The organism is Thauera sp. WH-1, from assembly GCF_047806685.1.
GTDB lineage: Bacteria > Pseudomonadota > Gammaproteobacteria > Burkholderiales > Rhodocyclaceae > Thauera.
In genome coordinates, this window is sequence record NZ_JBLQGP010000022.1 from 1 (window position 1) to 18,467 (window position 18,467).

The 18,467-nt window shown below is 66.9% G+C and carries 15 protein-coding genes and 1 tRNA gene; 4 read left to right on the forward strand and 12 right to left on the reverse strand.

Annotated features, from left to right (window positions below; genetic code table 11):
* Nucleotides 1-229: 229 nt before the first annotated feature.
* From ACMV5O_RS17730 to ACMV5O_RS17740, 3 genes are read right to left on the reverse strand one after another with little or no spacing between them, the layout of a single operon-like run.
* Nucleotides 230-1,465 (reverse strand): osmoprotectant NAGGN system M42 family peptidase, encoded by a 1,236-nt coding sequence (locus tag ACMV5O_RS17730; RefSeq protein ID WP_416164718.1) that lies wholly within the window; start codon nucleotides 1,463-1,465, stop codon nucleotides 230-232.
* A complete protein-coding gene (gene ngg, locus ACMV5O_RS17735; protein WP_416164719.1) occupies nucleotides 1,465-3,291 on the reverse strand; it encodes an N-acetylglutaminylglutamine synthetase in 1,827 nt (608 codons plus the stop codon). Before ngg ends, ACMV5O_RS17730 begins: the two co-directional genes overlap by 1 nt.
* A gap of 9 nt (nucleotides 3,292-3,300) precedes the next feature.
* Nucleotides 3,301-5,073, reverse strand: a complete 1,773-nt coding sequence (locus tag ACMV5O_RS17740) for an N-acetylglutaminylglutamine amidotransferase (protein ID WP_416164720.1) — start codon at nucleotides 5,071-5,073, stop codon at nucleotides 3,301-3,303.
* A 271-nt stretch (nucleotides 5,074-5,344) separates the two neighbouring features.
* On the opposite strand from ACMV5O_RS17740, the gene ACMV5O_RS17745 reads away from it, so the two are divergent.
* Entirely contained in the window at nucleotides 5,345-6,562 is a 1,218-nt protein-coding gene (locus tag ACMV5O_RS17745; protein ID WP_416164721.1) for a methyltransferase, read from the forward strand.
* Here ACMV5O_RS17745 and ACMV5O_RS17750 read toward each other — a convergent pair.
* From ACMV5O_RS17750 to ACMV5O_RS17760, 3 genes are all read right to left on the reverse strand, one after another.
* A complete protein-coding gene (locus ACMV5O_RS17750) occupies nucleotides 6,559-7,587 on the reverse strand; it encodes a GSU2403 family nucleotidyltransferase fold protein (RefSeq protein ID WP_416164722.1) in 1,029 nt (342 codons plus the stop codon). The genes ACMV5O_RS17745 and ACMV5O_RS17750 overlap by 4 nt on opposite strands.
* Before the next feature lie 306 nt (nucleotides 7,588-7,893).
* Nucleotides 7,894-7,987 (reverse strand) — tRNA-Ser (locus ACMV5O_RS17755).
* Nucleotides 7,988-8,046: 59 nt separating this feature from the next.
* On the reverse strand, nucleotides 8,047-9,279 hold the full coding sequence (locus ACMV5O_RS17760; protein WP_416164723.1) for an aspartate kinase: 1,233 nt from the start codon (nucleotides 9,277-9,279) through the stop codon (nucleotides 8,047-8,049).
* Between the two features lie 264 nt (nucleotides 9,280-9,543).
* On the opposite strand from ACMV5O_RS17760, the gene ACMV5O_RS17765 reads away from it, so the two are divergent.
* Entirely contained in the window at nucleotides 9,544-9,837 is a 294-nt protein-coding gene (locus ACMV5O_RS17765; protein WP_324541088.1) for a helix-turn-helix domain-containing protein, read from the forward strand.
* A 17-nt stretch (nucleotides 9,838-9,854) separates the two neighbouring features.
* On the opposite strand, the gene ACMV5O_RS17770 is transcribed toward ACMV5O_RS17765, so the two are convergent.
* The gene (locus ACMV5O_RS17770) at nucleotides 9,855-10,724 is read right to left on the reverse strand and encodes a radical SAM protein (RefSeq protein WP_416164724.1); all 870 of its coding nucleotides are present in this window, start codon (nucleotides 10,722-10,724) and stop codon (nucleotides 9,855-9,857) included.
* A gap of 86 nt (nucleotides 10,725-10,810) precedes the next feature.
* Between ACMV5O_RS17770 and queD the strand changes: the two genes are divergently transcribed.
* Nucleotides 10,811-11,254: a 6-carboxytetrahydropterin synthase QueD gene (gene queD, locus ACMV5O_RS17775; protein WP_416164725.1), complete on the forward strand. Its 444-nt coding sequence runs from the start codon at nucleotides 10,811-10,813 to the stop codon at nucleotides 11,252-11,254.
* A gap of 34 nt (nucleotides 11,255-11,288) precedes the next feature.
* Here the strand turns inward: queD and ACMV5O_RS17780 are convergent, their stop codons facing one another.
* Together ACMV5O_RS17780 and ACMV5O_RS17785 are read right to left on the reverse strand one after the other, a co-directional pair.
* On the reverse strand, nucleotides 11,289-12,446 hold the full coding sequence (locus tag ACMV5O_RS17780) for a M20 aminoacylase family protein (protein ID WP_416164726.1): 1,158 nt from the start codon (nucleotides 12,444-12,446) through the stop codon (nucleotides 11,289-11,291).
* 144 nt (nucleotides 12,447-12,590) lie between these two features.
* Nucleotides 12,591-14,093: an MFS transporter gene (locus ACMV5O_RS17785; RefSeq protein WP_416164727.1), complete on the reverse strand. Its 1,503-nt coding sequence runs from the start codon at nucleotides 14,091-14,093 to the stop codon at nucleotides 12,591-12,593.
* Nucleotides 14,094-14,293: 200 nt separating this feature from the next.
* Here ACMV5O_RS17785 and ACMV5O_RS17790 point away from each other — a divergent pair, with 200 nt between their 5' ends.
* A complete protein-coding gene (locus tag ACMV5O_RS17790; protein WP_416164728.1) occupies nucleotides 14,294-15,184 on the forward strand; it encodes a LysR substrate-binding domain-containing protein in 891 nt (296 codons plus the stop codon).
* Between the two features lie 6 nt (nucleotides 15,185-15,190).
* On the opposite strand, the gene ACMV5O_RS17795 is transcribed toward ACMV5O_RS17790, so the two are convergent.
* The 3 genes from ACMV5O_RS17795 to ACMV5O_RS17805 form a co-directional block, all read right to left on the reverse strand.
* On the reverse strand, nucleotides 15,191-16,360 hold the full coding sequence (locus ACMV5O_RS17795; protein WP_416164729.1) for a fatty acid desaturase: 1,170 nt from the start codon (nucleotides 16,358-16,360) through the stop codon (nucleotides 15,191-15,193).
* A gap of 189 nt (nucleotides 16,361-16,549) precedes the next feature.
* Nucleotides 16,550-17,095: a phospholipase D family protein gene (locus ACMV5O_RS17800; protein WP_416164730.1), complete on the reverse strand. Its 546-nt coding sequence runs from the start codon at nucleotides 17,093-17,095 to the stop codon at nucleotides 16,550-16,552.
* A 34-nt stretch (nucleotides 17,096-17,129) separates the two neighbouring features.
* A complete protein-coding gene (locus ACMV5O_RS17805) occupies nucleotides 17,130-18,434 on the reverse strand; it encodes an RsmB/NOP family class I SAM-dependent RNA methyltransferase (RefSeq protein WP_416164774.1) in 1,305 nt (434 codons plus the stop codon).
* Nucleotides 18,435-18,467: the final 33 nt, after the last annotated feature.

Here is an 18,467-nt window from a genome sequence, read left to right on the forward strand (position 1 = left end):
TCGGACTCTCAGGACTGGATGTTGACAAGCTTCCACCGCTTGGACGGTACGGAACCGTGGAAGGATGCGATCGAATGGCGCCCGGGTCAAGACTCGGGAGCGAAAGTCCTCTATAAGACACAACATATGATTCGATCAACCCCGCCTGCCACGTCAACGTACCGCGGCCTCACCCCGCCGGCGGACCGATGACGACGGTCCGCCCCATATGAGGGCGGGGCCGCGGACGCTACAGGCGCTCGGAGTCGGTCTGCTGCACAAGGGGGTCGCCAAGGAAGGTCTCGGGCACCGGCAGCGGCGTGCTCGGCACCAGCATGTCGCCCGGGCAGAGCTGCTCGGTGAAGCCATCGAGCGAGCCCATCGAGCGGCAGTCACGGCGCGCCACCGGCTCGCTGCACATGTAGGCGATCACCAGCCGGGTGAGCGCCTCGAGCGCATCGCGATGGGTGCGCTCCTGCGCATGCGAGGCGTCGGCGCCAAAGCCGATCAAGGCGGTACGGATGTCGTTGCCGGCCTCCACCGCGGCAGCCGAGTCGGAGCGGTAGTAGCGGAAGATGTCGCGGCGGTGGGCGACGCCATGCGCCTTGGCGAGCGCGATCAGCTTGTGCGTGAGGTGGTAGTCGAAGGGGCCGGACATGTCCTGCATGCAGATCGTCGCGGCATGCTCGGAGGTGTTCTGCCCGGGCGCGGCGATCGAGATGTCCAGGCTCACCATCTCGGCGATCTCGCCGTGCAGCGCGGCCGAGGCGCCCGAGCCGATCTCCTCGGTGATGGTGAGCAGCGGATGCACGTCCACCGGCAGCACCAGCCCATGGTCGCGCACCGCCTTGCAGGCGGTCAACAGCGCCGCCACCGCGGCCTTGTCGTCGAGGTAGCGCGAGTTGATGTAGCCATCGGGCTGGATCTCGGGCTGCGGATCGAAGGCGATCCAGTCGCCCACCTCCAGCCCGGCGGCGGCGAGCCCGGCGCGGTCCTCGGCCGCCAGGTCGACCCGCACCTCGACATGCTCCCAGCCCACCGGCTGGGTGTCGATCTCGCCGCCGAAGGCGTGGCCCGAGGTCTTCAGCGGCAGACAGGTGCCGCGCACCTGGCCATGGTCGGTGAAGATGGTGAGCCGGCTGCCCTCGGCGAAGCGCGCCGACCAGTGGCCGATGGGCACGATCTCCAGCCGGCCATTGGGCTTGAGCGACTTCACCATCGCCCCCAGGGTATCCAGATGCGCCACCACCGCGCGCGCCGGCTGCGCCTCCCTGCCTGCCAGGGTGGCACGGATTGCGCCGCGGCGGGTGATCTCGTAGGGGATGCCCAGCGCCTCGAAGCGGCCCGCGGTGTAGCGCACGGCCGCATCGGTGAGCCCGACCGGGCTGGGGATGGCGAGCAGCTGGAGCAGGGTCTCTTCCAGATAGGCGTAGTCGATGGCCGGCAGCGCCGCCGGCGCCAGAGCTTGGGGGAGCGGGATGTTCATTATTGTTCTCCTTCGTTCGCGGCCGCGCCCACGGCGCTCGCCGCGTGTTCAGGCGTCACCGCCCGGGTGCGCGGGAACAGCAGGTCGATGAAGCGCTCGGCGGTGGGCTGTGGCTCGTGGTTGGCGAGCCCGGGGCGCTCGTTGGCCTCGATGATCACGTAGTCGGGCGCCGTCACCGCCGGCACCAGGAAGTCGAGCCCGGTAACCGGGATATCCAGGCAGCGTGCCGCGCGCTCGGCGGCTTCGCGCAGGGTCGGGTGCAGTTCGGCGGTGACGTCGTGGATGGTGCCGCCGGTATGCAGATTGGCGGCCTTGCGCACCTGCAGGCGCTGCTCGGCTTCGAGCACGGTGTCCAGGCTGCAGCCGCCGGCGGCAACGCAGCGCTCGGTCTCGGCGTCGAGCGGGATGCGCGACTCGCCGCCGGTGGCGGCCGCCCGGCGCCGGCTCTGGCGCTCGATCAGCGCGCGCACCGTGCTGCAGCCGTCGCCGACCACCACCGGCGGTCGGCGCACGGCCGCGGCCACGACGCTGAAGTCGATCACCACGATGCGCAGGTCCTCGCCGGCGCAGAACTGCTCGACGATGACGCGGTCGCAGAACTGCCGCGCGCGCCCGATCGCCGCACGCACCGCCGCGGCCTCGCGCAGGTCGACGCTGATGCCCTTGCCCTGCTCGCCCTCGACCGGCTTGACCACCACCGCGCCGCAGTCGGCCAGCAGCGCCTGCCAGGCCGCCTCGTCGTCGGCACAGGCCTGACGCGGCACGGCCAGGCCGGCGCCCGCGAGCAGCTTCAGCGTCACGCGCTTGTCCTGGCAGCGGCTCATCGCCACCGCACTGGTGAGCTCTGACAAGGACTCGCGGCAGACGATGCTGCGCCCGCCCAGGGTGAGGCGGAAGTAGCCGTGCTCGGCGTCGATCACCTCGGCGTCGATGCCGCGCCGCACCGCCTCGTCCACCAGCAGGCGGGCGTACGGGTTGAGCCCGGCGAACTGCCCCGCGCCGCCGGTAAACAGCGCCTCGTTGATGGCATTGCGCCGCTTCACCGCAAACGCCGGGATGCGCTGGAAGCCGAGCTTGTCGTAGAGCGCGATGGCCTGCTCGTTGTCGTGCAGCACCGACACGTCCAGCCACTCGCGGCCGCGCGCCTGGTAGTGCTCGGCCAGGTAGCGGACCAGCGCCTCGCCCACCCCCGGGTGCGCCGCCTGCGGCGCCACGGCGAGCGCCCACAGGCTGGCGCCGTGCTGTGGGTCGGCGAAGGCCTCGACATGGTCCAGCCCCATCGCCACGCCGATGACCTCGCCGCTGGCGCGATCTTCGGCGAGTGCATAGGTGATGTGGCGGCTGGCGCGTGCCTTCCACACCGCCGGCGCGTCCACCGGCACCATGTGGCGCACGCGATAGAGCACATTGATCGCCGCCACGTCGGAGCGCGTGCGCAGGCGCCGCACCGTGAAGCCGCGCCGCCCCGGGCCTTGCGAGGGGGTGCGATAGGCGGCGAGGCTGAGGCGAAAGGCGTCGGAGGGGTCGAGAAAGAGCGCCTGCGGAGCGCAGGCAACGACGACCTGAGGCTTCTCGACGTAGAAGGCGATGTCACGCTGGCCGGGGCGCTCCTGCAGCAGCGCGGCGGACAGCGCGGCCGAGTCCTTCCAGGTCTGCGCCGGCAGCAGACGCCCCCAGCCACATTCGACGGCGACATCGGCGGGGCGCGCCGGCGCGGACTCGGCGCCGGCCGCCTGCCAGGCGGCAGCCGCTGTCGACGCATGGGGTGCGAGCTGCGAGCTGCGCTGCTCCGCGCGCAGGGCGCGGGCGATATGCTTGCGGATCATCGCCCTTCCTCAGCCGAGATGGCGCTGCAGCCACCACTCCAGCAGGCCCAGCTGCCAGAGCTTGGAGCCACGCAGCGGCGTGAGGTGTGCCATCGGCGCGGCCAGCAGGCGGTCCACGTAGTCACGGCGGAACAGGCCCCGTTCGCGCGCCGCCCGGCTCGACAGCGCATCGCGCACCGTCTCGAGCACCGGCCCCTGCAGATACTTGAGCGCCGGCACCGGGAAGTAGCCCTTCGGGCGGTCGATCACCGCAGCCGGGATCAGCTTGCGCGCGGCCTCCTTGAGCACGCCCTTGCCGCCGTGGGCGAGCTTGTGCCGCGCCGGGATGCGCGCCGCCAGCTCGACCAGCTCGTGATCGAGGAAGGGCACGCGCGCCTCCAGGCCGAAGGCCATGGTCATGTTGTCCACCCGCTTCACCGGGTCGTCGACCAGCATCACCGTGGTATCGAGGCGCAGCGCCTTCTCCACCGGGTCGTCCGCCCCCGGGGCGTTGAAGCTCGCGGCGACGAAGGCCGCGCTGGCATCCACGCCATGCCACTGCGGATCCACGGTGGCAAGGTACTCGTCGTAGTCGCGGTCGCGGAACGCGGCCAGGTAGTCAGCCACCGGGTCGGCGCTGCCCGCCAGCTTCGGATACCAGTGATAGCCGCCGAACACCTCGTCCGCCCCCTGCCCGCTCTGCACCACCTTGCTGTGGCGCGACACCGCCTCGGAGAGCAGATAGAAGCCGATGCAGTCGTGGCTCACCATGGGCTCGTTCATCGCCGCCACGGCCTCGGGCAGGCGAGTGAGCAGCTCCTGCTCGGGCACGAAGATGCGCTCATGAATCGTGCCGAATTCGCGGGCGACGATGTCGGCGTACTCGAACTCGTTGCCCTTCTCGCCGCCGACATCGGCGAAGCCCACGTTGTAGGTGCGCAGGTTCTTCACCCCGGCCTCGGCCATCAGGCCGACGATGAGGCTGGAATCCACGCCACCCGACAGCAGCGCGCCCACCGGCACGTCGGCCACCAGGCGGCGCTTCACCGCGGTGCGCAGGCCATCGAGCAGGATCTCGGTCCATTCCTCGAAGCCGCGCGACACGTCGGCCGCATCGCGCGCATAGGCCAGCGACCAGAAGCGGCGCTCGCTGCGGCGGCCATCGGGCTCGATGCGCATCAGGGTCCCCGGCGCCAGCTTGCGCACGCCCGCCAGCAGCGTGTGCGGCGCCGGCACCACCGCATGGAAGGACAGGTAGTAATTGAGCGCGACCGGATCGATCGCGGTATTCACCCCGCCGGCCGCGAGCAGCGCCGGCAAGGCCGAGGCGAAGCGCAGGCCGCCGTCGATGTCGGCGTAGTACAGCGGCTTGATGCCCAGGCGGTCGCGCCCGAGCAGCACACGGCCGCTGTCGCGCTCCCAGATCGCGAACGCAAACATGCCGTTGAGGCGCGACACGAAATCCTCACCCCAGGCGTGATAGGCCTTAAGCAGCACCTCGGTGTCACCATGGGAATAGAAGCGATAGCCCTTGGCCTCGAGCTCGCGCCGCAGTTCCGGGTGGTTGTACACCGCGCCATTGAAGACGATGCCCAGCCCCAGCGCAGGATCGAACATCGGCTGCTGGGCCGACTCGGACAGGTCCATGATCTTCAGCCGTCGGTGGCCCCAGGCCTGTGCGCCCTGCACGTGCAGCCCCGCCGCATCCGGCCCGCGGCGCTGCTGACTGTCGTTCATCCGCTCGAGCGCCGCCACATCCGGACGGCCACCATCGAACCTCAACTCACCTGCAATTCCACACATCGGACTTCCTGATCGATATCAACGGCCTCAATTCTAACAAATTTGTTTTGTCCAAATTCACTTGAACGGGAACCGGGAACGACAGGCGCCAGACGACGGCGGCCGGGCAGGCGGCCGACCCCGTCCCGGTCGCGGCCGCGCCGCCCTGCAGCGGCGCCCCTATCCAAGCCGGCGCAACGGAGCACACAATTAAAGTTAAGGCGGTCGCGTGTGGCCAGGATGTGCTCGCAAGCTGCCACGCCCCCAAGCTTCCATCCACACCTGCTGCCCGATGAACCTGCGTCGCCGATTTCTCGATATCCAGTCGCTGCTGATGGAGCACGACGCCTTGTGGCGACCCTCGCCCTTCCACATCACGCGCCCGCCCTGGTGCGCACAGTGGCCGCAGCTGGCCACGGCGCTGGAAGCGCTCGACGGCGACACGGTCGAGCGCTTCGCGGCGGACCCGGGCGCCTTTGGCGCGTGGCTCTCCGCGCATGCCCCGGCGCTGGCCGACCTGAACGCGGCAGCCTGCGTTCCAGCGCTCCCCGCGCGCGATCTGGCCGCATGCGATGCCCGCTTCGCCGACGGCATCCCCGGCCGCAAGCGCGCGCAGATCGAGGCCTTCGCCCGCCACATGCCTGCGTGCACAAGTCCGGCGCTTGAATGGTGTGCGGGCAAGGGCCACCTGGGGCGGCGCGTGGCACTCGCCGAAGGCGTGCGCGTCACCTCACTCGAGATCGATCCCACCCTGTGCGCCGACGCCGCGCGCGGGGCGGCCCGCAGCCGCGCGAACCAGCACGTCGTGTGCGCGGATGCGCTCGACGAGGGCTCACGTGTCCATGTGCGCGATCATTCGGTGCTGGCCCTGCACGCCTGCGGCGAGCTGCATCGCCGCCTGGTGCGCAACGCCGAGCACGACGGTGCGCAGGCCTACCGGATTGCGCCGTGCTGTTATCACCTCGGCACCGACGGCGCCTACCGTGCGCTCAACCGCGATGCCCGGCTGATGCTCGACCCATCGAGCCTGCGCGTGGCAGTGACCGAAGTGGTGACCGCGCCGCGGCATGATCGCCAGCGCCTCGCACGCGACCAGGCCTGGAAGCTGGGCTTCGTCGCGCTGCGCAACGCAGTCGAGGGCGAGGCGCAGCGCCCGTTTCGCCCCGTGCCCGCCACCTGGTACGCGGAGGGATTCGAAGCCTTCTGCCGCCGGCTTGCCGCGCGCGAGGAGGTGAGGCTGCCTCTGGATCTGTCGTGGTCGGATTGGGAGCGCAAGGGCTGGGCGCGTCGCGACCAGGTACGGCGCTTCGAACTCGTCCGCCATGCGTTTCGCCGGCCACTGGAACTGTGGCTGGTCCTTGACCTGGCGCTCGGCCTCGAGCAGCGGGGATTCGACGTGCAGGTCGGCCGCTTTTGCGAACGCAGCCTGACGCCGCGCAACCTGCTCGTGCTCGCCGACCGTCACGGCTCGAACGAAGAACCGGCGGCCATGCACCAGCCCCGCCCTTAGAAATCAATACCCGGCAAGCGGACGCCAGCCTCGTCTTCCAGGGTCTGCTGGGCGAGCTGCAACATGTCCGCACTGAAAAACCTGAGCTTTCGGGGTTCGAACTTCAAGCTGGGCAGGTAGGCCAGCGTGAGCTGTGCGACGAGGGCTGCTTGCGCACGGTCGCGAGATTTCTTCATCGGCTCCCGGTCGGCACGCGTCGACAGCCACGCCTTATGAAGGGAGAACGCGCGTGGATCCGGCACTCGCATCATCACTGGCCGACCATCTGCCGCGACCGCGACCACGTCGTGCTTTGGCGCATTGACCAGCCAGTGCAGATTGGGGACCTCGACCGCCACCAGGTCATCCTGACCAAATGTCACCTCGGTGGTCTCACGAAGATCACGCGCAGGGATCACCAGATCGACCATGAAACCGTCGTCGTTCGCTGCGCGAAAAGGCGACCCGTCCATCGGCGCAAAACTCGCATCCACTTTTCGTAGCAGCCCGAGCAAACCCTGTGTGTCGAGTTTCGACGCAACGATCGACAGATGCCGGCGTGGATCGTAGAGCAGGTCGACATCACCCGAGGCCAGCAACTCCATGCGGCAATGCACGCCGGCCATCGCCTCGTAGCCGTATATCGCATGCGTCCCGATGACGCAGAAATCATGCTCCATGCGCGCAGCGGCCAAACCAAGCAGGATGTCGCCAACGATGTTGGGCAGCCGCCCCAGACGTGCCGCGCGATTCAAACGCGCTTGCCGTGTCATGCGCTCGGACAGGGATTTCAGGCGCGAATCGGCACGGGACTTTCCCTCCATAAACGCTGCATACACCGCCTCGGTTTCGGTGTTGCGTGGTCCGAGCGACTTGCCGTTACCCCGCGCGTCCCGAAGCCGCAGCAGATACTGCCGCCCTTTCGACGTCACCCAGCGCATCCCGTATCGGTAACTGCGGGCGTGATGCAAGGCATCGACCCATGCCCGATACAGTTGGTCCGACTCGACCATGAAAAGCTGCTGCTGGTGATCGAGCGATTGCATGGCGTTTTCCTGCTTGTTCGTGATTTTCAGGTTAACAGGAAAACCGCTCGTACTCCAGGCTATTGCCCCTTAGGCTCCATACGGTCGCCCCTCGGCAGCGGGGACTGGGTCGCGTGCGCATCACCCAAAAATCCCCAGTGCCCCCGCCATCGCCAGGAACAGCCATGTCTCCTGGACCGCACGGCACATGACCTTCTCTAGCGCCCGCCGATTCAGGCGTGGAAGGCGGCGATCTGGCTAGCGCGAGCGCCGCCCCGTGCGCCGTGGACGCAAAAAAGCCCCTCAACAACAGGGGCTCAAGTGCTCTGGCGGAGACGGAGGGATTCGAACCCTCGATGCGAGTTTTAGCCCGCATGCTCCCTTAGCAGGGGAGTGCCTTCGACCTCTCGGCCACGTCTCCATCAGGAAGGCGCGATCATAGCGAGTTCGCGCCTGCCGGTCAAACGTGATTCAGTGACTTTATGCGGCCGCCGCGTCGAGGCCGAAAGCCTTGTGCAGCGCGCGCACGGCGAGCTCGAGGTACTTGTCCTCGATGGCCACCGAGATCTTGATTTCCGAGGTCGAGATCATCTGGATGTTGATCCCCTCTTCGGCCAGCGTGCGGAACATCTGCGAGGCCACGCCCGGATGCGAGCGCATGCCGACGCCGACGATCGACACCTTGCACATGGTGTTGTCGCTCTCGACCGCGCGCGCACCGATGTGGGCGCGCACGCCTTCGAGCACGGTGAGCGCCTTGGCGAGGTCGCCGCGGGTCACGGTGAACGAGAAGTCGGTGCAGCCGTCATGGCCGATGTTCTGGATGATCATGTCGACGTCGATGTTGGCGTCGGCGATCGGGCCCAGGATCTGGTAGGCGATACCCGGCTTGTCAGGCACGCCGGTCACGGTGAGCTTGGCTTCGTCGCGCGAGAAGGCGATGCCGGAGATGACGGGTTGTTCCATGTTCTTGTCTTCCTCAACGGTGATGAGCGTGCCCTCGCCTTCGCGATCCTCGAAGCTGGAGAGGACGCGCAGCTTGACCTTGTACTTGCCGGCGAATTCCACCGAGCGAATCTGCAGGACTTTCGAACCGAGGCTGGCCATCTCCAGCATCTCTTCGAAAGTGATGGTATCGAGCTTGCGGGCCTCGGGAACGATGCGCGGGTCAGTGGTGTACACGCCGTCGACGTCGGTGTAGATCTGGCATTCGTCCGCCTTGAGCGCTGCCGCCAGCGCCACCCCGGTAGTGTCGGAGCCACCACGACCCAGGGTGGTGATGTTGCCGTTCTCGTCCACGCCCTGGAAACCCGCGACGACGACGACCTTGCCTTCGTCGAGATCGCGACGGATCGGCGCCTCGTCGATGTTGAGGATGCGCGCCTTGGTATGCAGCGAGTCGGTCAGGATCTTGACCTGCGCGCCGGTGTAGCTCTTGGCCGGCACGCCGATGTCCTCGAGCGCCATGCACAGCAGCCCGATCGTCACCTGCTCGCCCGTCGACACGACGACGTCGAGTTCACGCGGACTGGGATTCGAGGCGACCTCCTTCGTCAGGGCGATCAGGCGGTTGGTCTCGCCGCTCATCGCGGATACGACCACGACCACCTGGTGGCCTGCCGCACGGAACTTCGCCACCTTGCGCGCGACGTTCCTGATGCGGTCGGGCGCTCCCACTGAAGTGCCACCGTACTTCTGAACTATTAGTGCCATTGTCGTATCCAAGTGCCAGTGGATAAAGCCAATGATTCTATCCAAAGGCAGAAATTTTTGCTCGACAACCGCGGGCTGAAACTCAACGATGTGAAGTAATCCACGTCTTCAACAAATTCAACAAACTCTTCTTTGTATGTTGAAAGAATAGTGAACTATACTTCACGCATCCTATGACTTTGGTCATAGGTGACACATAGACCCGGATCCGGCACACGGCTCGTCCAGCGAGACGTGTGCCGGTCCACCCACGAGGAATTTGCGATGAAAAGCACAGAAAAGCTCGATGTTCGCGAAATTCGCCGGAAACTTGGCCTGAACCAGTCGCAGTTCTGGTCCAAGATTGGCGTCACGCAAAGCGGCGGCTCCCGTTACGAAAGTGGTCGTAACATTCCGCGCCCGGTTCAGGCCCTGCTGCGCCTTGTGCATGTCGAGCAGATCGACATCAACAAGGTCAAGCGCGAGGACGTGGATGTCGCCGAGTACCTGAAGGCAACCAACCCCGAGTTGTACAAGACCCTAAAGAAGGAAGCGCGCGCCAAGCGCAAGGAGCGCTGAGCGCATGGCGCGGCTGTTCAGGGGCTGACGCGAACCGTCAGCCCTTTTTTTCGTATGTCGCTGGCGATCGCCTCGAGCTCCTCGGCACTCAGCGCCGAAAGGTGCGACGCCTCCGGCTGCATCGATTGACGGGCGAGGCCATACAGCAGCACGCCCTCGAGACGCGATGGATCTGCCAGCTCGAGCAGGGCGAGGTAGGCCTCGATGTCCACCGCCGAGGGTCCCGCCCCATCCCAGCGGAACATGCAGGTCTGCACCCAGGTCGGACATGCCGCGGCGCAGCGCGCCAGGTTTCGCGCCACCGAGGCGGGCTCCAGCCGCACGCCGTTGACGCGCTCGATGCCGTCTGCCGTGCCGGCATCGACCTTGAACCAGACCTCGCCCCCTGCCTCGGCCAGGCGCCCCACCGCCGCCAGCACGTCGGGCTGCCCCATCAGGCTGCCGTTGGTGATCAGGCGCAGGGGCACGCGCTCGGCCGCAAGGCCGAACTCCGCCCGCAGGCGGATCGCGAGCTCGACCGCCTCGGGAAATACCTTTGCGCTCGTCGGCTCGCCATTGCCCGAAAAGGCAATGTCGCGAATCACGCGCATGTCCTCGGGCACGAAACGCTGCATCCAGTCGCCCTGAACCAGGTCCCCGAGAAATCCGTGCAACTCGTCCTCGAGCTTCGCGAGGTCGATCTCGGGCGCCTTGCCGCGCACCAGCCCTGGCACCTGGCAGTAGGCGCAATGCCAGTTGCAGGCATTGTTGGGGTTCAGGTTGATGCCCACCGACACGCCGCCCGCACGTCGCGACAGCACCGCATAGACATAGGTGAGCCCGGCCAGGTCGCGGTCGTGGTTGCGGAAGGAGAGCGCCTGCGGGCGCTTTGAGGAATCGGAAATCATCGTCTGCTCAATCACTTGCGGGATACAACAGGAGCCTGAGGCACATCCGGGATGCTATACTCCGCGCCCATTTACTGAGGTCAGCCATGCGCATCACCCGTCGTCTCGAATTCGATGCCGGACACCGGATCCCGGATCACGCCAGCCAGTGCCGTCATCTGCACGGACACCGCTACGCCATCGAGATCACGCTTTCCGGTGAGATCATCAAGGCCGACGGCCTGGCGGTCAATGGCATGGTGATGGACTTTGCCGACGTCAAGCGCATTGCCAACGAACGGGTGGTCGACCAGTGGGACCACGCCTTCCTCGCTTACCGCGGCGACACCCTGGTCACCGAGTTTCTCGCCAGCGTGCCGGGCCACAAGACGGTGGTGCTCGACGTGGTGCCCACTGCCGAAAACCTCGCGGCAGAAGCCTTTCGCATTCTCGACCCCGCTTACCGCGACACCTACGGCAATCACCTCCGGCTCGAGCGCGTGCGGCTGTACGAAACGCCGAACTGCTGGGCAGACGCGATTCGCGCCTGATCCCAGCAGTCGAAGGCCGCGCCCGGCAGCGGGCTTAGCTCAGGTAATGCTGCGTCAGCGCCACCCAGTACGCTGCCCCGATCGGCAGGTTGCGGTCATCGAAGTCGTACAGCGGGTGGTGCACCATCGGCGTGTCGCCGTTGCCGATGAAGCAGTAGGTGCAGGGTTTTTGCTGCGCATAGTAGGCAAAGTCCTCGCTTCCCATGAAGGTGGGCCCGGGCATCACCACCTGATCCTCACCCACCAGGGCGCGCGCGACGTCCGCACATTCGGCCGTCAACGCCGGGTCATTGACGAGCACCGCGCCCGGCGCGCCTTCGCGAATCTCATAGCTGACACCGAAGGACGCCGCCTGGGCCGCAGTGATGGCTTTGACCTTGTCGAGCACCAGCTTGCGCGTCTCGGGTGCGCTGCTGCAGATGCTCAGACGCAGGGTTGCGGTCTGCGGAATCACGTTGCCGGCGTCGCCGGCCAGGAAGGCGCCGACCGAAACCACGGCCGAGTCCTTCGGCCCCACATTGCGCGCCACGATGGTCTGCAGGGCCATGACCAGTGAGGCGCCTGCCACCACGGGGTCGATGCTTCTCTCCGGCATCGAGCCATGGCTGCCCTTGCCGGTCAGGACGATCTCCCAGTTGTCGACTGCGGCCATCACCGGCCCGGCAGTGAAGTAAAGCTTGCCGCGCTCCAGTGTCGGCATGTTGTGCATGCCGAACACGGCGTCCATCGGGAAGCGCTCGAACAGGCCATCCTTGATCATGGCCACCGCGCCGCCCATGGTCTCCTCTGCCGGCTGGAAAATGAGGTTGACGGTGCCGTTGAAGGCCCGGGTGCGCGCGAGGTAGCGGGCCGCGCCGAGCAGCATCGCGCTATGGCCGTCGTGACCGCAGGTGTGCGACTTTCCGGCGATGGTGCTCTTGTGCCCGCCTTCGATCATCTCCTCCACGGCCAGCGCATCGATGTCGGCCCGCAGCCCGACCGACTTGTTGCCATCGCCGCAGCGCAGGCTTGCAACCAGACCGGTCCTGCCAATGCCTTCGGTGACCTCGTAGCCCCAGTCGCGCAGCAGCTCGGCAATGTAACGGGCGGTGTTGTGCTCCTCGAACGCCACCTCGGGGTACTGGTGCATGTGGTGCCGCCAGACCTTCATCTGCTCCTGATCGTCCGCCAGTGCATTCAAAAGCGTGTTCATGATGAGTCCTGATCGAAATCTGAAACCTTGAGATGAAATGCCCGGGCCTCGCGGGCTGAAACGATCAGCCCGGGCTGGCTCTGCACCTGACACGCCACCAGCGGCGGAGCGCGCAGAGCGGGGATGGGTGGTGCTGACGCCGCCTCAGGCCTTCTTCGCGCCGGCTTTCGGGATCGTGAGCATGATCGACATGATTGCGCCGACCACCATCAGCACGTTGAACATCAGGGCGATGATCGCGGCCTCACGCACCGCGAGGTTGTCCTGACGACCCGCGAAGGTAATCACGCCTTCGAGCCAGGCGATGCTTTCGGGGCTGGCGCTGAGCGCGGTGAAGATGGCTGCCGAGATCGCGACGCCGAAAGCGGCGCCGAGCGACGAGGCCATCTTGTAGATCCCCGAGCCCGAACCCGCCTGGTCCGCCGGAAGGGCGGAGAGGGCCGCGTCGGTCGAAGGCGTCGCGTAGAAGGCCAGACCCACACCAAACAGGGTGTAGCCAATCATGGCGAGGATCTTGTAGTCGCCGAGCAACAGGTTGGCCGGCGACAGCAGCACGATGGCCAGACCGGTGATGAGGCAGCCCCAGATCATCGGCTTGCGCGCACCGAAGCGCTGCAGCAGCTTCTCGCCGACACGGATGAAGGCGATGATTGCGACGGCGTAGCCCAGGGTCAGCGCACCGGCTTGCTGCGCGGTCATGTCGCCACCGAGTTGGACCAGTTGCAGCGAAACCAGCAGGGTGCCGGCAACGCCGTTGAGCAGGAAGTTGGAGATGGTGGCGCCGGTGTAGGTCGGATTGCGGAACAGCTTGAAATCGACGAAGGGCTGACCGATCGTGTTTTCGATGCGGAAGAAGAGCCCACCGAAAACGATCACCGCGGCAATCAGGCCATGGATGGTCGGGCTGGTCCAGCCCATCTTGTTACCCTGGGTCACGACGATCTGCAGGGCCACCATGGCGATCAGGAAGGTCAGCACGCCTGCCAGGTCGAACTTGTAGGCGCCCTTGGTCTCGGCCTTGCTTTCCGGAGTTCCCTTCATCATCAGCAGGCCGATGACGGCAACGACGATCGAGGCGAAGAAGATGTAGCGCCAGCCGAAGTTCTGCGTGACCAGGCCACCGAACAGCGAACACACGCCCGAGCCACCCCAGGAACCGATCGACCACAGGCTCACCGCACGCTGACGCGCCGGACCATCCCAGTAGCTCTTCACCAGGGCCAGGCTGGCCGGCATGATGCATGCCGCTGACACCCCCTGCAGCGCGCGCCCGACGAGCAGGAAGCCCGTCGCCATGTCGCCCGTGGGTGCCATGGCAATCAGCAGCGAACCGATGATGCTGAGATAGAAGCCGATCTGGACGGTCTTTACACGACCGACGCGATCGGCGAGACCGCCGATGACGACGATGAAGATGCCTGAGAACAGCGCCGTGATGGCGACGGCGATGTTCATCATGCTTGCATCGAGACCGAGGTCCCGCTGCATGTCCGGCGCGATGTTCAGGGTGGTCTGGGCAAAGAGCCAGAAAGTGATGACACCCAGAATGATGCCGTACAGAAGCTTGTCATTGCCTTTGTAGGTGGCACTGGATGCGCTGGTGGTCGAAGAAGGGGTCCTGGAGGGCGTACCCGCAACGGCTGTCATGGCGATCTCCTAGTGGAAGCGGGTTGAACAATTGGTACGCCGCCATCCTAGAGATTCCCCTATAAAAAATAAGGCATTCCATTGTCCGCGATGACCACCATCTGGAATCACCTCGAACAGGCGCGAGAATCAGTTGAAACCGCCCCCGGAAGGCGATACGTTGCGCCGGCAGCGAGCCAACGCAAACACTGGGCGACCCCATGAAAGACCATCAACTTCGAGCACTGGTGCATGTGGCGGAATCGAGTTCGATTCGCGCTGCCGCGCGGGCGATGAACCTCAGCCAGAGCGCCCTGACCAAGGCCTTGCGCGAGCTCGAGGAAGATGTCGGGGCGCCGCTGCTGACCCGCAGCTACAAGGGCATCGAGTTCACCGCGGCGGGAATGGCGCTGCTCACCCGCGCCCGGCTGGCGCTGTCGATCGTGGACAAGGCGGTGGAAGAGGTCCGCCTGCTGCATGGCGGCGCCGGTTCAAGGGTGGTCATTGCGGTCACCCCGATGGCAGGCGCACTGGTGCTGCCGCGGGTGCTGCGCGAATACGAGCAACTGCAGCCCGAGGCCGAGGTCCATCTGACCGAAGGGCTGCTGACCCAGGTACTGCCCGATCTGATCGAAGGCCGACTCGATTTTGCGATTGCCGTCGCCGACCCGACCGACCTGCCCTACGAGATCGATTTCGAGCCGCTGGGCCCGGCCGAGGCCGTGCTGGCCGCGCGCGAGGGCCATCCGCTGGCCGCGGCGACAAGCTGGGCGGAGCTCAAGGACGCGAAATGGGTCATGAACCTGAGCCCCGGCAGCCTCGGCCGCAGCCTGCTGGCCTGGCTCGGCGAACAAGGCCTGCCGCCGCCCAAGCACATGATCCGCTGTGCCTCGACGATGCTGATGCTCGAACTGATGCAGCGCACCGACTGCATCGGCATCGGCCCGGCACGCCTGTTCGAGGACAGGCTGGTCGGCCACGGCATCCGCTGCATGCACGTCACGCCCCTGCCGCCACCGATGTGCTTCGGCATCCTGCGCCTGCGCGGGATGCCGCTTTCCAGCGCCGCCAAGCCGATGGCGAAGCTGTTCGCGCGCTACCTGGCCGCGTGAACGACCTTACGCCGCGTAGCGGCGCAGGCGCAGCGAGAACTCCTGCAGCTGGGCGATGCCGCTCTGCTCCGCACGCGCGATCCAGTCCTGCAGCTGGGCGAGCAACTGCTCGCGGCTGGCGTTCGAGCGCGCCCAGATGGCGGCGAGTTCCTCGCGCATCGACACCACGGTCGCCAGCGCCGGACTCTGCCCCACCACCGCCTGCAGCTGCTGGCGCTGCTCTTCACGCAGGTGGCGCGCCTCGCCGGACAGCACCCAGCGCCGGGCGGCACGCACATCGAGCCCCTCCGCCCCGGCGCGCTGCAGGCGCTTGAGCTCGTGGGCGCAGACCTTCTTCAGCGAGCGCATGTAGTTGGTCATGACGTCGTAGCGATGGGTGACGATCGCCTGCAAGGTATCGAGATCCGGCACGGGCTTCACCTCGCCGAGGCGCGGCTTCGGGATGGTCTTCTTGACCTTCGCCAGCCCCAGCATCTCCAGCATGCGGATGTACATCCAGCCGATGTCGAACTCGTACCACTTGGCCGACAGCTTGGCCGAGGTGGCGAAGCTGTGGTGGTTGTTGTGCAGTTCCTCGCCACCGATGAGGATGCCCCACGGCAGGATGTTGCGCGAGGCGTCGCTGCAGTCGTAGTTGCGGTAGCCCCAGAAGTGGGCGACGCCATTGACCACGCCTGCGGCCCAGAACGGGATCCACACCATCTGCACGGCCCAGATCGTCAGCCCGATGGCGCCGAAGGCGATGACGTCGATCACCAGCATGATCGACACCCCCAGCACCGAATGGCGGTACACGTTGCGCTCCAGCCAGTCGTCGGGCGTGCCGTGGCCGTAGCGCTTGAGGGTGTCCTCGTTCTTCGCCTCGGCGCGATACAGTTCCGCGCCCTCCCACAGCACCTTGCGCAGGCCGCGCGTCTGCGGGCTGTGCGGATCCTCGGGCGTCTCGCACTTGGCGTGGTGCTTGCGGTGGATGGCGGCCCACTCGCGGGTGACCATGCCGGTGGTCAGCCACAGCCAGAAGCGGAAGAAATGGCTCGGCAGCGGGTGCAGGTCCAGCGCCCGATGCGCCTGGTGGCGATGCAGGAAGATGGTGACGGCTGCAATCGTGATGTGGGTGAGAACGAGGGCCACGATGACATAGCCCCACCAGGGAAGATCGAACAACCCATTAACCATGCGGATGAATATCCTTCAGAAAGACAGCGTCGAGATTCTACGCCAGGCGCGACGCGCCAAGTGCCGCATCGACAGCCCGCGCGGCACACCCGGCGGGGTCGGGCGCGCCAGCGGACTGGGTCTGACTTCCTGCGCGCCGCCACGTTCCACCTCCGACGCGCGATGCTGTCGCTGCCGAGGCGGACGGCTTCAGGGCCGCCACGGCAGCGACCGCACCGGCGTCGCCTCGGCGCGGTGACGCTGCCAGTTGTCTCGGTAGGCCCGTGCCAACGCGCAGTGGCCGCGCACGATCAGCAGGTTCTCAGCATTGCGGTTGTGGGCCGACCAGGTGAAGTTGTAGGAGCCGGTCAGCACGGCGCAGCCCGGGCCTTCGGCATCCACGATGAGCACCTTGTTGTGGGCGGCGTTGTAGCGCGTCTCAAAGGCGACCGGCACTCCGCCCGCCAGCAGCCGGGGAATCGCGTTGCCCTTCTCGCGCCGGTTCATCTGTGCATCGGCCAGCACCTCCACCTTCACGCCCCGCCGATGCGCGGCCACCATCGCCTCGGCGATCGCACGGCTGGTGAACACGTAGGCCTGCACCTTCAGGCTGCGCCGGGCGCCGCGAATCAGATCGATCAGCACCTTTTCGGTGTTGTCGCGCGGCGAGAACGCCAGCTCGATCTCGCCTTCGGCGGCAAAGCGCTGACTGGCGTGCGCATCGCCGCCCGCGCTCAAGCACAGCGCGGCGAGCACCACCAGCGCGCCGCGCCACCCGCGCCCACGGCCTTCACTCACCCGCGGCTTCGCCGGCTGCAGTCTGCACTGCGGCCGCGCGCTCCATCACCGCGGCAAAGAAGCCGTCGGTATCGTGACGGTGCGGCAGCAGCCGCAGGCGCTCGCCGGTCTCCAGGCTCACGTGCTGCTGCGCCAGGATGGCCTCGGCCGACAGCGGGCGAAAATCCGGATGGGCTGCGAGGAAGGCGTCGACGATCTGGTCGTTCTCCTCGGCCAACAGGCTGCAGGTGGCGTACACCAGACGCCCGCCGGGACGCACGAGACGCGCGGCGGCAGCGAGAATCGCGGCCTGCTTGACCCCCATCTCCTCGACCGCGGCCGGCGACTGCCGCCACTTCAGGTCGGGGTTGCGGCGCAGCGTGCCCAGGCCGGTGCACGGCGCATCGACCAGCACGCGATCGGCCTTGCCCGCCAGGCGCTTCACCTTGGCATCGGACTCATGCGCGATCAGCACCGGATGCACGTTGGACAGGCCCGCCCGCGCCATGCGCGGCTTGAGCTTGGCCAGACGCTTGTCCGACACGTCGAAGGCGTACAGCCGCCCGGTGGAGCGCATCATGGCACCCAGCTGCAGGGTCTTGCCGCCGGCACCGGCGCAGAAATCCACCACCAGCTCGCCGCGCCGCGGCTGCACCAGCAGGCCGAGCAGCTGGCTGCCTTCGTCCTGCACCTCGAAACTGCCATCGAGAAACAGGGGGTGCTTCTGCAGCGCCGGCTTGCCGGCCAGGCGAATGGCCTGCGGCGACAGGCGCCCGGCCGCAGCCGCGATGCCGTCGGCCTGCAGGCGGGCGAGCACCGCATCGCGGTCGCCCTTCATCAGATTGACCCGCAGATCGAGCGGCGCCGAGCGGTTGAGCCCGTGCGCAAGCGCCACCAGCTCGCCCTCGTCCATCTGCGCCAGCAGGCGCTCGGCCAGCCAGTCGGGCAGATCCACGCGCTCGGCGAGCGACATCTCGCCGGCCTCGGCGGCCTTCACGCTGGCCACCCAGTCGCGCTCGGTGGCGCTCACCAGGCCCTCGAAATTTCGCATCGGCCAGCCCTCGCCACGGGCAAACCACGCCAGCAGCAGCATGCGTGGCGTCGCCTCGGCACCCGCCAGCCGACGCAGCCAGCGCAGCCGGCGCAGCACGCCGTACACCGCCTCCGCAATGAAGCCGCGGTCGCGATGGCCCAGCTCGCGGTTGTCGCGAAAGTGGCGCGACAACACCGCATCGGCCGGGTAGTCGAAGGCAAGCACCGCCCCCAGGGCCTGGGTCGCCTGGATGAAGAGCACACGCGAGACGGCGCCCTCGGGCATATCGGTGGCCGCGGGTCGGGTCGTGCCGGCCGG

Coding starts and splice junctions, on each gene's coding strand:
- ACMV5O_RS17760 (WP_416164723.1), bottom strand. CDS start 9,279: ATGGCACTAATAGTTCAGAAGTACGGTGGCACTTCAGTGGGAGCGCCC.
- ACMV5O_RS17750 (WP_416164722.1), bottom strand. CDS start 7,587: ATGCAATCGCTCGATCACCAGCAGCAGCTTTTCATGGTCGAGTCGGAC.
- ACMV5O_RS17785 (WP_416164727.1), bottom strand. CDS start 14,093: ATGACAGCCGTTGCGGGTACGCCCTCCAGGACCCCTTCTTCGACCACC.
- ACMV5O_RS17805 (WP_416164774.1), bottom strand. CDS start 18,434: ATGCCCGAGGGCGCCGTCTCGCGTGTGCTCTTCATCCAGGCGACCCAG.
- ACMV5O_RS17780 (WP_416164726.1), bottom strand. CDS start 12,446: ATGAACACGCTTTTGAATGCACTGGCGGACGATCAGGAGCAGATGAAG.
- ACMV5O_RS17740 (WP_416164720.1), bottom strand. CDS start 5,073: ATGTGTGGAATTGCAGGTGAGTTGAGGTTCGATGGTGGCCGTCCGGAT.
- ACMV5O_RS17765 (WP_324541088.1), top strand. CDS start 9,544: ATGAAAAGCACAGAAAAGCTCGATGTTCGCGAAATTCGCCGGAAACTT.
- ACMV5O_RS17795 (WP_416164729.1), bottom strand. CDS start 16,360: ATGGTTAATGGGTTGTTCGATCTTCCCTGGTGGGGCTATGTCATCGTG.
- queD (WP_416164725.1), top strand. CDS start 10,811: ATGCGCATCACCCGTCGTCTCGAATTCGATGCCGGACACCGGATCCCG.
- ACMV5O_RS17770 (WP_416164724.1), bottom strand. CDS start 10,724: ATGATTTCCGATTCCTCAAAGCGCCCGCAGGCGCTCTCCTTCCGCAAC.
- ACMV5O_RS17730 (WP_416164718.1), bottom strand. CDS start 1,465: ATGAACATCCCGCTCCCCCAAGCTCTGGCGCCGGCGGCGCTGCCGGCC.
- ACMV5O_RS17745 (WP_416164721.1), top strand. CDS start 5,345: ATGAACCTGCGTCGCCGATTTCTCGATATCCAGTCGCTGCTGATGGAG.
- ngg (WP_416164719.1), bottom strand. CDS start 3,291: ATGATCCGCAAGCATATCGCCCGCGCCCTGCGCGCGGAGCAGCGCAGC.
- ACMV5O_RS17790 (WP_416164728.1), top strand. CDS start 14,294: ATGAAAGACCATCAACTTCGAGCACTGGTGCATGTGGCGGAATCGAGT.